Origin of the sequence: Variovorax endophyticus (assembly GCF_025376855.1) — a bacterium.
GTDB lineage: Bacteria > Pseudomonadota > Gammaproteobacteria > Burkholderiales > Burkholderiaceae_C > Variovorax.
The window spans coordinates 109,855-124,433 of sequence record NZ_JAHUTH010000009.1 but is presented as its reverse complement, the minus strand read 5'-3'; the positions used below and the strand labels follow the sequence as shown (position 1 = coordinate 124,433).

Genomic DNA, 14,579 nt, shown 5'->3' with positions numbered 1-14,579 from the left:
AGGTTCATGGTGTTGACGACGCCCCAGTCTTTTTCCAAACGCTTCCTCGCGGTGGCCTGCGCAGTCTTCCTCGCATCGTGCGGGGGAGGCTCGGGCAACGGCGGGCTGGCCTTCCTTCCTCCGCCCGCCGGCCAAGGCACAGGAGGCTCCAGTGACTCCGGCGGCTCCGGTGGCTCCGGCGGCTCCGGCACGCCCGACAACCCGAACGTCCGCCATGCCGCGGCCGTGAGCGTGCAGGGCGACGGCAGCGGCGACGTGGAGTCGCTCGACACCACGCTCGCCTGCCATGCCGACTGCAGCGCTGACTACGCCGAGGGTGCGAGCGTCAAGCTCATCGCGACCGCCGCGCGCGGCTCGGTCTTCGACGGCTGGCAGGGCGCCTGCGAAGGCACCGAGGCCTGCGAACTGACGATGGACCAGGCGCGCAACGTGGTGGCGAAGTTCTCGCTGGCCGCGAACGCCGCGCCCACGGGCACCTGGTTCAAGGGCGACACCCACGTGCACGACGACCACTCGGACGACGGCAGCGCGCCGCGCCAGCTCAACAAGGACAAGGCCAAGGGCAACCTCTCGCTGGCCGACCAGATCGGCCAGGCCGGCCGCACCGGCCTGGACTTCGTGCCCTTCACCGACCACCGCACCTACGACCAGCACTACGACCCGCTGTGGGAGTCGTCCTCGCTGCTGCTGATCCGCGGCGAGGAAGCCAACGGCAAGCCGCACGCCATCGCGCTCGGCGGCGTGGACTCGGTGGAGCAAGGCGCCATGCATCCGGACCGCGCGCAGTTCGCGCTGGTCCAGCAGTCGGTCTGGGATGCGCACGCCCAGGGCGCCATCTGGTCGGTCGCGCATGCCGACGACGGCGAGACGAATGCCGACGGCTCGCCCAACGTGAACGCCAACGTGCAGGGCGTCAACCTGGTCGAGGTCTGGAACCGCTCGAAGAGCCCGGACAAGCAGATGGACTACGCGGAGAACCGCTGGAACGCGGGCTTCCGCTTCGGCGTGGCCGGCGCCAGCGACAACCACTTCCGCGAGTACTGGGGCGCGCCCTACCTCAACAGCCCCGGCATGCCGGTGACCAAGGTGCTGGCCAAGGGCTACAACGAGCGCGGCATCCTCGAGGCGCTGCGCGCGGGCTACACCAGCCTGTCGATCAACCCGACCGGCCCCGGCGTCTCGATGACCACCGACCTCAAGGGCGGCGGCTACACCGCCATGAGCGGCGACGAGGTCTTCGTGCCCGCGGGCACCACCGGCCACCTGCGCATCGGCGTGCAGCGCGCCGCCGGCATGGACGTGCTGCTGTTCCGCATGCCCGGCAAGAGCGCCGGCCCGATGAAGACCTTCAAGCCCACCCGCGACGACGAGACCTACACGGTCGACATCACCGCCGGCTCGCAGCCCGACTGGTACCGCGTCGAGGTGCGCGGCATCAACGTGCCGATTCCGCCGGCCGCGCCCGCGATGGAGCTCAAGGCGGCCGTGTCGCCGATCTTCGTGTCGCCCGCCCCGGTCGAGGCCAAGGCCGAAATCGCCGTGCCGAAGGAAGACAGCGTGCCCGACGGCGCGCTGCGCGTCGCCGGTGCGCGCGGGGACTTCGCCGGCTTCCCCGACCTCGTGACCGCCGACGGCGTGACGCACATCGTGACCGAGATGCATGGCGATGCCACCAGCACCGTGGTCTACCGCCGCCGCGACGCCAAGGGCGTCTGGAGCGATGCCGGCCAGACGCTGAGCGGCAAGGGCCAGGCGCGCTTCCCGCGCGTGGCCGTGCGCGGCAACGACGTCTGGGTGGCCTGGGAGGAAGACGCGGTGCAGGTGCCGCACCGCCCGGTCATCAACCTGCGCCATTCGGCCGACGGCGGCGCGACCTGGGCCTCGACCGACACCGTGCGCTCGCTCGAGGGCCGTGCCGAGCATCCGGACGTCGCCGTGGCCGCGAGCGGCAAGCCGGTGCTGGCCTGGCAGGAGATCCGGGCCGACCAGCCCTTCGACATCATGGTGCAGGAGGTCGGCACCGACGCGCAGCCGCGCAACCTCTCGCGCGCCGGCAAGTCGGTCGACGCCGGCGTGCTCGACGACACGCGCTCGCCGCACTACCCGGCCTCGGTGCTGCCGAACCTGACGGTCGCGGCCGACGGCCGGGTCGCCGTGGCCTGGCAGGACAACCGCAACGACCAGGATCCGCTGTGGACCGGCGCCGCCGCCTACGGCGACGGCTCGAATCCCGACGACTGGCAGGTCCAGGTCGCGGTGCGCGATGCGGCCGGCGCCTGGAAGACGCCCGTGAGCCTCGGCGCCACCGACCGCGCCGATCGCCATCCCGACGTGATCTTCGGCGGCAACGGCGATCTCGTCGTGGCCTGGGAAAGCAAGGAGCAGGAGCCGGCCGGCAAGAACATCGCGGTGCTCGCGGCGGTGTCGGGCGACGGCGGCGCGACCTTCTCGGCCCCCACGGTGCTGGCCGCGGAGCCCACCACCATGAGCCAGCGGCCGCGCCTGGGTGTGGACAAGGACGGCTCGGTGCGCGCGGTCTGGTTCGACTCGCGCTCGGCCGACTGGCGCTGGCGCGTGATGACGGCGGTCTACAGGAAGCCCGCGGGCTGGGACACCGGCACGCTGCTGAAAGGCACCGGCATCAACACCTGGCCCGTGACCTCGGGCGGTGTGATCGCCTTCGCGAGCACGCGCAACGCCACGCGGCTGCAGCGCGACCCGACGCAGCAGGTGTTCCTGTTGTCCGCGAAGTAGGCGGCCCCCGCTTTCGAGCCCGATGCCCCGCCGATGCGGGGCATTTTTCATGGGGCCGATGCCTGAAGAAAGGGCTCCCACAGGCCCGGGAATACCCTCTGCCAGCCCGGGCCCTTTCTTGCCTACATTGCTTGTATGCAAGATTTCCGACGACTTGCATGCAAATAACACAGGAGATTTCCATGCGTCGTTTCACCCGCTCCCTGTTCGGCCAGGTCGTGCTCGCCCTGCTGATCGGCGTGGTGCTGGGCCTCGTGGCCCCGCAGTTCGCCGTCAAGCTCAAGCCGCTGGGCGACGGCTTCATCAAGCTGATCAAGATGATCATTCCCGTGCTGGTCTTCTGCGTGGTGGTGCATGGCATCGCCGGCGCGGGCGACTTGAAGCGCGTGGGCCGCGTCGGCGTGAAGGCGCTGATCTACTTCGAGGTGCTCACCACCATCGCGCTGGCGATGGGGCTGGTGCTGGCCTTCGTGTTCCAGCCCGGCGTGGGCATGAACGTCGATCCGGGCAAGCTCGACCCGGCCGCGATGAGCGCCTATGCCTCCAATGCCGACAAGCTCACGAGCGGCGGCACGGTCGAGTTCCTGATGAAGCTGATCCCCACCACGGTGGTGAACGCCTTCGCGACCGGCGACGTGCTGCAGGTGCTGCTGTTCGCGGTGCTGTTCGGCTGCGCGCTGTCGCTGCTCGGCGAGCGCGGCAAGCCGGTGGCGGTGGTGGTGGACGCGCTCTCGCTGGTGCTGTTCAAGATCATGGGCATCCTCATCAAGCTGGCGCCGCTGGGCGTGCTCGGCGCGATCGCCTTCACGGTGGGCCAGTACGGCCTGGGCTCGCTCAAGCAGCTGGGCATGCTGATCGCGCTGTTCTACCTCGCGGTGCTGCTGTTCGTGTTCGTGGTGCTGGGCTTCGTGATGCGCATGTCGGGCTTCAGCCTCTGGAAGCTGCTGCGCTACCTGCGCGAGGAGCTCGCGATCGTGTTCGCCACCACCTCGTCGGACAGCGTGCTGCCGCAGATCATGGCCAAGCTGCGCCGCATGGGCATCCGCGACTCGACGGTGGGCCTGGTGATCCCCACCGGCTACTCGTTCAACCTCGACGCCTTCTCGATCTACATCACGCTGGCGGCGGTGTTCATCGCGCAGGCCACCAACACGCCGATCACCATGACCGACCTGCTGACGATCCTCGCGATCTCGCTGGTCACCTCCAAGGGCGCGCACGGCGTGCCGGGCTCGGCGATCGTGGTGCTGGCCGCCACCCTGCACGCGATTCCGGCCATTCCCGCGATCGGGCTGGTGCTGGTGCTGTCGGTCGACTGGTTCATGGGCATCGCGCGCGCGCTCGGCAACCTGATCGGCAACTGCGTGGCGACGGTGGCGATCGCCGCCTGGGAAGGCGACATCGACCGCGAGCGCGCCCATGCGGTGCTCGACGGCCGCGTGGCGCCCGAAGAACCGGCACTCGAGCCGGCGCTGGCAGAATCCGGCGCGCCGCTCGCCGGCGCCGCCCTCGAACGCCACTGAAGCAAGCCACCGCCGCCACCGATGAGCACCACCGAAGTCAGCCCCACCGTCATCGCCGAGCGCGTGGTCGAGGCGATCCTCGCGCAGAAGCTCGCGCCCGGCGAGCGGCTCGGCGAGCAGGCGCTGGCCGAGAACTTCGCGGTCAGCCGCACCATGGTGCGCGAGGCGCTGATGCAGCTGCAGGCGCGCGGCTTCGTCGAGGTGCAGTCGCGCCGCGGCTGGTACGTGGTCGAGCCCTCGGCCGAGGAGGCGCGCGACGCCTTCCGCGCGCGCCGCATCATCGAGTCGGGCATCCTCTCGGAGCCCGAGGGCCGGCCACTGGCGAAGGTGATCCGCAAGCTGCGCGACCACATCGCCGACGAGCAGCGCGCGGTGGAAGGCGCCGATGCCGCCACCCGCGCCTTCCTGCTGGCCGACTTCCACGTCTGCCTGGCCGAGCAGCTCGGCCACCAGCTGCTGGTCGACGTGCTGCGCGACCTGACGGCGCGCACCACGCTCGCGGCCACGCTCTACCAGTCGAAGCACGAGGCCGGCCAGTCGTGCGCCGACCACGAGGCGATCGTGGCCGCGCTCGAGAACGGCGACCGGCCGCGCGCGCGCAGCCTGATGCTGGCGCACATCGGCAACGTCGAGCGCGCGCTCGAGGTCGAAGCCAGCGCCGAACCCGATGCCTCGGCGCGGCTGCGCGCCACGCTGGCGCCGGTGGCCTTGCCGCGCGCCAAGCGCTGAGAACCGTGCATTAGGTCCGCGCCGGCCGCTGGCGAGGGCGCACGAAGGGGTCGGCGACTACAAAAGCGGCCCGGCGCGCTCGGCTACAGTCCGGGACAACCATGAATTCTCCCCAACTCCAGCGCGGCGTGTTCCTCGCCTTGCTCGCCGTCGTCACCGTCGCTTTCCTCTGGGTGCTGATGCCGTTCTTCGGCGCGGTGCTCTGGGGCGTGGCGCTCGCGATCCTGTTCACGCCGCTCTACAAGTGGCTGCTCAGGAAGATGCGCGGCAAGCCGAACGCGGCGGCGCTGTCCACGCTCGCGATCTGCCTGGTGATCGTGATCCTGCCGCTGGCGATGATCGGCGTGTCGCTGGTGCAGGAAGTGGCGCTGGTCACGCAGAACATCCGCTCGGGGCAGATCAACTTCGCGGCCTACTTCCAGCAGATCCTGGCCGCCACGCCGCAGTGGCTGCTCAACCTCGTCGAGCGCTTCAACCTCGGCGACGCGGCCGCCTGGCAGGCGCGCATCTCGGCCATCGCCGGCCAGGGCAGCCAGTTGATCGCGAGCCAGGCGCTGGCGATCGGACAGAACACTTTCGACTTCGTGGTCAGCTTCTTCGTGATGCTGTACCTGCTCTATTTCCTGGTGCGCGATGGCGCCGAACTGTCGAAGAAGGTGCGCGACGCGCTGCCGCTGGCCAAGCCGCACACGCACTACCTGCTCAACAAGTTCACCACCGTGATCCGCGCCACCATCAAGGGCAACGTGGCGGTGGCGGTGGCGCAGGGCACGCTGGGCGGGCTGGCCTTCTGGTTCCTCGGCGTGCAGGGCGCGCTGCTGTGGGCGGTGCTGATGGCCTTCCTGTCGCTGCTGCCCGCCGTGGGCGCGGCGCTGATCTGGGGTCCGGTGGCGATCTACTTCCTCGCCACCGGCCACTTCTGGCAGGGCGGCATCCTGATCTTCGTCGGCGTGTTCGTGATCGGCCTGGTCGACAACATCCTGCGCCCGGTGCTGGTGGGCAAGGACACGCAGATGCCCGACTACATCGTGCTGATGTCCACCATCGGCGGCATGGCGATCTTCGGCATCAACGGCTTCGTGATCGGGCCGGTGGTGGCGGCGCTGTTCATGGCGGCGTGGAGCCTGTTCGCCGATTCGGGGCACGTGGGAACGGGCCACGAGCCCCCCGAAGCGGACGGCGAGGAAGGCCGCCGCAAGAATCCTCACAAGCATTGAGGACACCGCGAGCGCCGGCCGTTCGCGCCGGCCCTCGCGCATTTCGCGCGTGCATTCGCGCATTCCGTCGCATGGCGGTGGGCAGCATCCGCCGCCTTTGGGATCGTCGGGTCTTCCCATCCACCACGACGAGGACCGCCATGCACCTTCCCGCTTTCCTGCCCCGCCCGGCCGCGCGCACCCTGTACGCCGCGACCGCCGTCGCCGCGCTCACGGCCGCCACCTTCGCCCCGCTGAGCGCGCGGGCCGCCGACCTCAGCCTGAACGTGGCCGACGGCCCCGCGACCGAGGCCACGCTCTACATCGCGCTGTACGCCGATGCCGCCAGCTTCGGCGCCAGCAAGCCGCTGGCCTCGCAGAGCCTGCCGCTGCGCGAGGGCAAGGCGCGCGTGGTGTTCGCGGGCCTGCCGCCGGGCCGCTATGCCGTGCGCGCCTATGCCGACGAGAACGGCAACGGCAAGCTCGACACCAACCTCGTGGGCCTGCCGACCGAGCGCTACGGCTTCTCGAACGATGCCAGGGGCAAGCTCGGCGCACCCGACTTCGAGGCCGCGGCGATCGGCGTCGACGCCGACCTGCAGAGCGCCATCCACCTGCGCTGAGGAGGCCGCCATGCAACGACGCGAACTGCTGCGCCTGCTGGCCGGCACCGGCGCCCTGCCCCTGCTCGCGCCCTGGGCCCGAGCGGCGGGCGCGGCCGGCGAGGAGAACTGGCAGGCCCAGTTCGAGGCCGCCGACGCCCCCTGGAAGATCGGCTTCGCCACCCCGCCCGGCGACCTGCCGCCGACCCGCGCCACGGTGCGCGGGCGCTTTCCCGACGCGGTGGCCGGCACGCTGTTCCGTGTCGGCCCCACCGGCCACGACCTCGGCGGCGAGCGCTACCACCACTGGTTCGACGGCGACGGCATGGTGCACCGCTTCGCGATCGCGGGCGGCGAGGTGCTGCACCAGGGCCGCTACGTGGCCACGCCCAAGCGCGTGGCCGAGCTGCGCGCCGGGCGCCGGCTGGTCGAGGCCTTCGGCACCGTGCCGCCGGGCGCGGAGCCGCCGGCCTCGCCCGACGCGATGAACGTCGCCAACACCAGCGTGCTGCCGCTGCAGGGCGAGGTGCTGGCGCTGTGGGAAGGCGGCTCGGCCACGCGCCTCGATGCGCGCACGCTCGACACGCTGGGCCTGAAGACCTGGCGCGCCGACCTCGCGGGCATGCCGTTCTCGGCCCATCCGAAGGTGGACCCCGACGGCACGGTGTGGAACTTCGGCGTGAGCTCGGGCGCGAGCCTGCTCGCGCTCTACGAGATCGCGCCCGAGGGCACGCTGCGCCGCGCCGCCGCGGTGCCGGTGCCCGACCTGCCGATGGTCCACGACTTCGCCGTGACCGAGCGCCACCTGGTGTTCCTGATGCCGCCGCTGGTCTACGACGGCAAGCGCAAGGAGGCCGGTGCCAGCTTCCTCGACGCCCATGTCTGGCGGCCCGAGCTCGGCATGCGCGCGCTGGTGGTCGACAAGCGCGACTGGGAGCGGCGCCAGCTGCTGACCCTGCCGGCCGGCTTCCTGTTCCATGTCGGCAATGCCTGGGAGGAGGACACGCCGCGCGGCCCGCGCATCCATATCGACTACGTGCGCACCGAGGATGCCGAGTCGGTGTTCACGACCAACCGCGAGCTGATGCGCGCACGCCGCGTGCGCCAGAACGAACCGCGCCTGACCGTCGCCACGCTCGACCTGGCCGCCGGCCGGGCCACGCAGAAGGTGCTGCCGCAGGAGGCCGAGTTCCCGCGCATCGATCCGCGCCGCGTCGGCCTGCGCCATCGCCAGGTGATCCATGCCACGCTGACGCGGCCCGACGTGCCGGGCTTCCAGGCGGTGGCGCGCACCGACGTCGAGAGCGGCCGCAGCGAGCGCTTCGTCCACGGCGCGCAGTCGATCGTCGAGGAGCATGTGTTCGTGCCCGACGGCAGGAAGCCGGGCTGGGTGCTGGGCACCTCGCTCGACTTCGGCCGCAAGTGCACGGTGCTGTCCTGCTTCGCGGCCGACCATCTCGCGGCGGGGCCGGTGGCGCAGGCCACCTTGCCCTACGCACTGCCGCTGGGGCTGCACGGGGCCTTCGTGAAGGCCTGAGGCGCGAGGGGACGCCGTCAGGCGTCCCACCAGCCTTCGTCGAAGCGCCCCTGCAGGAAGGCCACGAAGCTCGACACCTTGCCCGGCACCAGCTTGGGCGACGGGAAGACGGCGTGGATCTCCTGCTCGGGCAGCGCATGGTCGGCCAGCACCGCGCGCACCTTGCCCGCGGCCAGCGACTCGCTGGCCACGTAGCGCGGCATCAGCGCGATGCCCAGGCCGTCGCGCGCGGCCGCCAGCACGGCCGAGAGGTTGTTGGAGCGGAAGCGGCCCGACACCGGCACCGTCACCGGCTCGCCCTTGGGCGTGTGCATGCGCCAGAACTCGTCGCCCACCACGCTGCTGTAGATCAGCGCCACGTGCGCGCTCAGGTCCTGCGCGCGCCTGGGCGTGCCGTGCTTCTTGAGGTAGGCCGGCGAGGCGACCATGGCCCAGGGGTTGGCACCCAGGTAGCGCGCGCCCAGCGAGGAATCGGCCAGCTTGCCCATGCGCACCGCCACGTCGATGCCCTGCGCGATCAGGTCCACGTAGCGATCCTCGAAGCTCAGGTCGATCTGCACCTGCGGATACCGGCGCATGTACTCGAGCGCGAGCGGCACCACCACGCGGCGGCCGAAGGCCACCGAGGTGCCGACGCGCAGCAGGCCCTGTGCCTGGTTCTGGCGCAGCTGCACCACGCTGTCGGCCTCCTCGGCGTCGCGCACGATCGACTTGCACTTCTCGTAGTAGAGCGCGCCGGGCTCGGTGAGGCTCACGCCGCGCGTGTTGCGGTTGAGCAGCCTTACTTTCAGGCGCGCCTCGGTGGCGGCGATCTGCTTGGTCACCGTGGGCTGGGTGGTGTGGAACTCGAGCGCGGCCTTCGAGAAGCTGCCGGTCTCCACCACGCGCACGAACATTTCCATTGCCAGCAACCGGTCCATCGCCACTCCTTCGGATCGCCGCCATCCTAATCACTTATTCCGCAATGGAATAGGTTTTATGGTCCCGTGCCGTCTTCTTGGAATCCGCCCCGCTTCCTACAGTGGACCCAAGCTTTTAAGGAGACTTTCAATGGCAAAGATGACCGCGGTCCAGGCCGCCGTGCTGGTGATGGAGAAGGAGGGCGTGACGCAGGCCTTCGGCGTGCCCGGTGCCGCCATCAACCCGATGTACTCGGCGCTGCGGCAACGCGGCAGCATCGCGCACATCCTCGCGCGCCACGTCGAGGGCGCCTCGCACATGGCCGAGGGCTACACCCGCGCCGTCGCCGGCAACATCGGCGTGTGCATCGGCACCTCGGGCCCCGCGGGCACCGACATGATCACGGGCCTGTACTCGGCCTGGGCCGACTCGATCCCGATCCTGTGCATCACCGGCCAGGCACCGCGCGCGCGCCTCTACAAGGAAGACTTCCAGGCGGTCGACATCGAATCGATCTCCAAGCCGGTCACCAAGTGGTCGGTGACGGTGCGCGAACCCGGCCAGGTGCCGCAGGTGTTCCAGCAGGCCTTCCACCTGATGCGCTCGGGCCGCCCGGGCCCGGTGCTGATCGACCTGCCCTTCGACGTGCAGATGGCGCAGATCGAGTTCGACATCGACAGCTACGAACCGCTCAAGCCCTACAAGCCGGCCGCGAGCCGCGCGCAGATCGAGCGCGCGATCGAGATGCTGAATGCGGCCGAGCGCCCGCTGATCGTGGCCGGCGGCGGCGTCATCAACGCCGACGCGAGCGAGCTGCTGGTGCGCTTCGCCGAAGCCACCGGCGTGCCCGTGATCCCCACGCTGATGGGCTGGGGCTCGATCCCCGACGACCATCCGCTGATGGCCGGCATGTGCGGCCTGCAGACCAGCCACCGCTACGGCAACGCCACCATGCTGGCCTCCGACTTCGTGCTGGGCATCGGCAACCGCTGGGCCAACCGCCACACCGGCTCGGTCGACGTCTACACCAAGGGCCGCAAGTTCGTGCACGTGGACATCGAGCCCACGCAGATCGGCCGCGTGTTCACGCCCGACTTCGGCATCGTCTCCGATGCCAAGGCCGCGCTCGAGCTGTTCGTGCAGGTGGCCGAGGAGATGAAGGCCGCGGGCCGGCTGCCGAGCCGCCGCGAGTGGGCCAACGCTTGCATCGAGCGCAAGAGGACCATGCTGCGCAAGACCAACTTCGACGAAGTGCCGATGAAGCCGCAGCGCGTGTACCAGTGCATGAACAACAACTTCGACAACGACACCTGCTACGTCAGCACCATCGGGCTGTCGCAGATCGCCGCGGCGCAGTTCCTGCACGTCTACAACCCGCGCCACTGGATCAACTGCGGCCAGGCCGGCCCGCTGGGCTGGACCATTCCCGCCGCGCTCGGCGTGCGCGCGGCCGACCCCACGCGCAAGATCGTCGCGCTCTCGGGCGACTACGACTTCCAGTTCATGATCGAGGAGCTCGCGGTGGGCGCGCAGTTCAAGCTGCCCTACATCCACATCGTGGTCAACAACTCCTACCTCGGCCTGATCCGCCAGGCGCAGCGCGGCTTCGAGATGGACTACTGCGTGCAGCTGGCCTTCGACAACATCAACGCGGGCCCCGACGCCGGCATCGAGAGCAGCTACGGCGTGGACCACATGAAGGTGGTCGAGGGCCTGGGCTGCAAGGCGATCCGCGTCAACCGCCAGGAAGAGATCGCCCCCGCGATCCGCCGCGCCGAGGCGCTGATGGCCGAGCACGGCGTGCCGGTGGTGATCGAGGTGATGCTCGAGCGCGTGACCAACATCGCGATGGGCACCGAGATCGACAACATCACCGAGTTCGAGCCGCTCGCGGAGACGCCGGCCGATGCGCCCACCGCCGTGGCGGCGGTGCTGCTGGACTGAGCACGGGTCATCGCCGAATCGATTCGAAGGACCACACACCATGCCCAAGTTCGCAGCCAATCTCACCATGCTCTTCACCGAGCTGCCGTTCCTGCAGCGCTTCGAGGCCGCCGCCAAGGCGGGCTTCGAGGCGGTGGAGTACCTGTTCCCCTATCCCTTCGAGAAGAAGGACCTGACTGCCGCGCTGCGCGCCAACGGTCTCGTGCAGGTGCTGCACAACCTGCCGGCCGGCGATTGGGACAAGGGCGAGCGCGGCATCGCCTGCCATCCGGACCGCACCGGCGAGTTCCGCGAAGGCATCGCGATGGCCATCGACTACGCCACGGCCCTCGGCTGCCCGCAGGTCAACTGCCTGGTCGGCAAGGTGCCGGCCGGCGTGAGCCACGACATCGCCCACCGCACGGTGGTCGAGAACCTGCGCCTCGCCGCTTCCGAGCTCGAGGCGGCGGGCATCCGCCTGCTGATCGAGCCGATCAACCCCTTCGACATTCCCGGCTTCTTCCTCAACCGCACCGAGCAGGCGATCGCGCTGATCGACGAAGTGGGCTCGGCCAACCTGCGCGTGCAGTACGACATCTACCACGCGCAGCGCACCGAGGGCGAGCTGGGCAACACGCTCACGAAGCACTTCGCGCGCATCGGCCACATCCAGCTGGCCGACAACCCGGGCCGCGGCGAGCCAGGCACGGGCGAGATCAACTACCCGTGGCTGTTCCAGCACATCGATGCGCTCGGCTACGACGGCTTCATCGGCTGCGAATACAAGCCACGCGCCACCACCGTCGAAGGCCTGGGCTGGCGCGAGGCGCTGACCCGCGCGCAGTGAACGACGACACGACAAGATTCAAGGAAACCTCAGACATGACGCAACAAGCATCGCAACGCATCGGATTCATCGGCCTGGGCATCATGGGCGCGCCCATGGCGGGCCACCTGCTCGAGGCCGGCCACCAGCTGTTCGTGAACACGCACGGCAACACGCCCGAGCCCTTCATCTCGCGCGCCACCATCTGCGCCTCGCCGGTCGAGGTCGCACGCCAGGCCGACATCGTGTTCGTGATGGTGCCCGACACGCCCGACGTGGAGAAGGTGCTGTTCGGCGAACCGGGCCGCGACGGCGTGGCCGCGGGCCTGAGCAAGGGCAAGATCGTGGTGGACTGCAGCTCGATCGACCCGATCGCCACCAAGGGCTTCGCGCAGCGCATCGAGGCGCTGGGCTGCGGCTACATCGACGCGCCGGTCTCGGGCGGCGAGGTGGGCGCCAAGGCCGCGAGCCTCACGATCATGTGCGGCGGCGACGAGGGCACCTTCGGCCGCGTGCGCCCGCTGCTCGAGAAGATGGGCAAGAACGTGACGCTGGTGGGCGGCGTGGGCGACGGCCAGGTCTGCAAGGTGGCCAACCAGATCATCGTGGCGCTGAACATCGCGGCCGTGGGCGAGGCGCTGCTGTTCGCGAGCAAGGCCGGCGCCGATCCGGCCAAGGTGCGCCAGGCGCTGATGGGCGGCTTCGCGAGCTCGCGCATCCTCGAGGTGCATGGCGAACGCATGATCAAGCGCACCTTCGCGCCGGGTTTCCGCATCTCGCTGCACCAGAAGGACCTGAACCTCGCGCTGCAGAGCGCGCGTTCGCTGGGCGTGGCGCTGCCGCAGACGGCCGGCGCGGCGCAACTGATGAACGCCTGCGCGGCACTGGGCCACGGGCAGCAGGACCATTCGGCGCTGGTGCGCGCGCTGGAAGCGCTGGCGCAGCACACGGTGGCGCCGGACTGAAACCGTCGAAATCGGGCAGCCGGACGCAGAGGACGCAAAGATTTCGCGAAGAACGCGAAAGGGACCGAAGACAACTTTGAGATTTCTTTTGCGTCTTTCGCGAAACCTTCGCGTCCTCTGCGTCCGGAAGTCCGCTCCCTACTTCGCCGCCTCCAGCGACTCCTTGAGGTTGCGCCGCCGCCAGGCCCAGGTCTTGATGGCCTGCGGCAGGATGCCGAGGCAGGAGGCGTAGTAGGTCACCTTGAAGCCCCAGAAGCGCGGGCCGATGGGGGTGTCGCGGAACAGGTCGCCGGCCAGGATGGACAGCAGCGCCTCCTGCATGCGCCAGACGTTGCGCGGCGCCATGAACAGGCGCCGGATCGCCGGCGAGGTGATGCGGTAGATGAACCACGAGAACATCTTCGGACCGCGCTTCATGACCTTCTCGTAGTGGCGGAACGCGCGCTCGGCCTCCCTGGCCTCGCCGCGCAGCCACAGGTCGGCGGCCGTCGCGGCCTCGAAGCCGCTGTTCATCGCGAGGTAGACGCCCGAGGAGAACATCGGGTCGACGAAGGCATAGGCGTCGCCCACCATCATGAAGCGGTCGCCGCGGCAGAACTTGGAGTCGTAGGCGTAGTTGCCGGTGGCGGTGGCGCCCTCCATCAGCGTGGCGTTCTTCAATCGCGCGGCCAGCTTGGGCGCGAGCGCGATGGTCTCCATCAGGAAGTCCTCGAGCGAGGCGCCCTGGCGGCGCTTGAAGTAGGCCGGCGAGGCCACCGCGCCGACGCTCACGGTGCCGTCCTTGAGCGGGATGTACCAGAACCAGCCGTGGTCGAACCAGAACAGCGAGATATTGCCCTCGAAGCGGCCCGGCCGGCGCTCGGCATTGGCGAAGTGGCCGTAGAGCGCGGCGCTCGCATGCTTGCGGTTGCGCTGCTTGGCATCGAACTGGTTCGACAGCAGGGTGTCGCGCCCGCTGGCATCGATCACGAAGCGCGGGCGCCAGGCGGTCTCGGTGCCGTCGTCGGCCTTGATCTTCACCAGCGGCCGATTGTCGGGCGTGCCCTTGCCGGCGTCCATGTCGACGCCCGTGACGCGCTGGCCCTCGAAGGTCCGCGCGCCGCGCTTGCCGGCATGGCGGAACAGCAGTTCGTCGAACTCCGAGCGGCGCACGTGCACCGCATACGGGAAGCTCTTGTCCATCGCCTCGCCGAAGTCGAAATGGCTGCTGTGGTCGTGCCAGGGCGAGACGAACTCGGCGCCGTGCTTGCGGATGCCGATGGCCTCGACCTCGGTGCGCACGCCGAGCCGGTCGAACAGCGGCATGTTCATGGGCAGCAGCGATTCGCCGATGTGAAAGCGCGGATGCTGCGCCTTCTCGAACAGCACCACGTCGTGGCCCTTGTCCGCGAGCAGCGCGGCCACGGTGGAACCCGAGGGCCCGCCGCCGATGACCACGACGTCGGGTTCGGTGCTGGTGAAAGGTCCGGAAGTCATTCGCTGCAAGCCTCTTGTTGTCGTTCTGTCATGTGGAGGATGAAGCCGCCCTCGCGGCAGGGCCGCAACCGGCCGGAGCGCAGTTTAGCGGCCCCCCGGGCCGCGCCGAACCCGTTCCGGCGCGCGGCCGCGGCCGCCGCGCATCCAT

Annotated in this window: 11 protein-coding genes; 9 read left to right on the top strand and 2 right to left on the bottom strand. The window is 69.7% G+C overall.

The annotated features are described in order from the left end of the window. Positions 1-225: 225 nt before the first annotated feature. The 6 genes from KV106_RS14015 (at position 226) to KV106_RS13990 (ending at position 8,341) form a co-directional block, all read left to right on the top strand. Positions 226-2,754: a CehA/McbA family metallohydrolase gene (locus tag KV106_RS14015; protein WP_261210766.1), complete on the top strand. Its 2,529-nt coding sequence runs from the start codon at positions 226-228 to the stop codon at positions 2,752-2,754. A 182-nt stretch (positions 2,755-2,936) separates the two neighbouring features. Continuing rightward, entirely contained in the window at positions 2,937-4,277 is a 1,341-nt protein-coding gene (locus KV106_RS14010) for a C4-dicarboxylate transporter DctA (protein WP_057591553.1), read from the top strand. Positions 4,278-4,298: 21 nt separating this feature from the next. Then, positions 4,299-5,006 carry a GntR family transcriptional regulator gene (locus KV106_RS14005; protein ID WP_057591554.1) on the top strand — a complete coding sequence of 236 codons (708 nt, stop codon included), beginning with the start codon at positions 4,299-4,301 and terminating at the stop codon, positions 5,004-5,006. Positions 5,007-5,107: 101 nt separating this feature from the next. Continuing rightward, positions 5,108-6,223, top strand: a complete 1,116-nt coding sequence (locus KV106_RS14000; RefSeq protein ID WP_057591555.1) for an AI-2E family transporter — start codon at positions 5,108-5,110, stop codon at positions 6,221-6,223. Between the two features lie 140 nt (positions 6,224-6,363). Beyond that, on the top strand, positions 6,364-6,825 hold the full coding sequence (locus tag KV106_RS13995; RefSeq protein ID WP_261210765.1) for a DUF2141 domain-containing protein: 462 nt from the start codon (positions 6,364-6,366) through the stop codon (positions 6,823-6,825). Between the two features lie 10 nt (positions 6,826-6,835). After that, complete coding sequence (locus tag KV106_RS13990; protein WP_261210764.1) at positions 6,836-8,341, top strand: carotenoid oxygenase family protein; 1,506 nt, start codon at positions 6,836-6,838, stop codon at positions 8,339-8,341. Positions 8,342-8,358: 17 nt separating this feature from the next. Here the strand turns inward: KV106_RS13990 and KV106_RS13985 are convergent, their stop codons facing one another. Further along, the gene (locus tag KV106_RS13985) at positions 8,359-9,261 is read right to left on the bottom strand and encodes a LysR family transcriptional regulator (RefSeq protein ID WP_057591557.1); all 903 of its coding nucleotides are present in this window, start codon (positions 9,259-9,261) and stop codon (positions 8,359-8,361) included. A gap of 130 nt (positions 9,262-9,391) precedes the next feature. Here KV106_RS13985 and gcl point away from each other — a divergent pair, with 130 nt between their 5' ends. Genes gcl through KV106_RS13970 form a run of 3 tightly spaced genes read left to right on the top strand, consistent with a single transcriptional unit; the run spans position 9,392 to position 12,955 of the window. Continuing rightward, on the top strand, positions 9,392-11,185 hold the full coding sequence (gene gcl, locus KV106_RS13980; protein WP_057591558.1) for a glyoxylate carboligase: 1,794 nt from the start codon (positions 9,392-9,394) through the stop codon (positions 11,183-11,185). A gap of 40 nt (positions 11,186-11,225) precedes the next feature. Further along, on the top strand, positions 11,226-12,011 hold the full coding sequence (gene hyi, locus KV106_RS13975) for a hydroxypyruvate isomerase (RefSeq protein WP_057591559.1): 786 nt from the start codon (positions 11,226-11,228) through the stop codon (positions 12,009-12,011). 35 nt (positions 12,012-12,046) lie between these two features. Next, a complete protein-coding gene (locus KV106_RS13970) occupies positions 12,047-12,955 on the top strand; it encodes a 2-hydroxy-3-oxopropionate reductase (protein ID WP_057591560.1) in 909 nt (302 codons plus the stop codon). A gap of 138 nt (positions 12,956-13,093) precedes the next feature. On the opposite strand, the gene KV106_RS13965 is transcribed toward KV106_RS13970, so the two are convergent. Further along, positions 13,094-14,431, bottom strand: coding sequence for an NAD(P)/FAD-dependent oxidoreductase (locus KV106_RS13965; RefSeq protein WP_261210763.1), 1,338 nt, complete (start codon positions 14,429-14,431; stop codon positions 13,094-13,096). Positions 14,432-14,579: the final 148 nt, after the last annotated feature.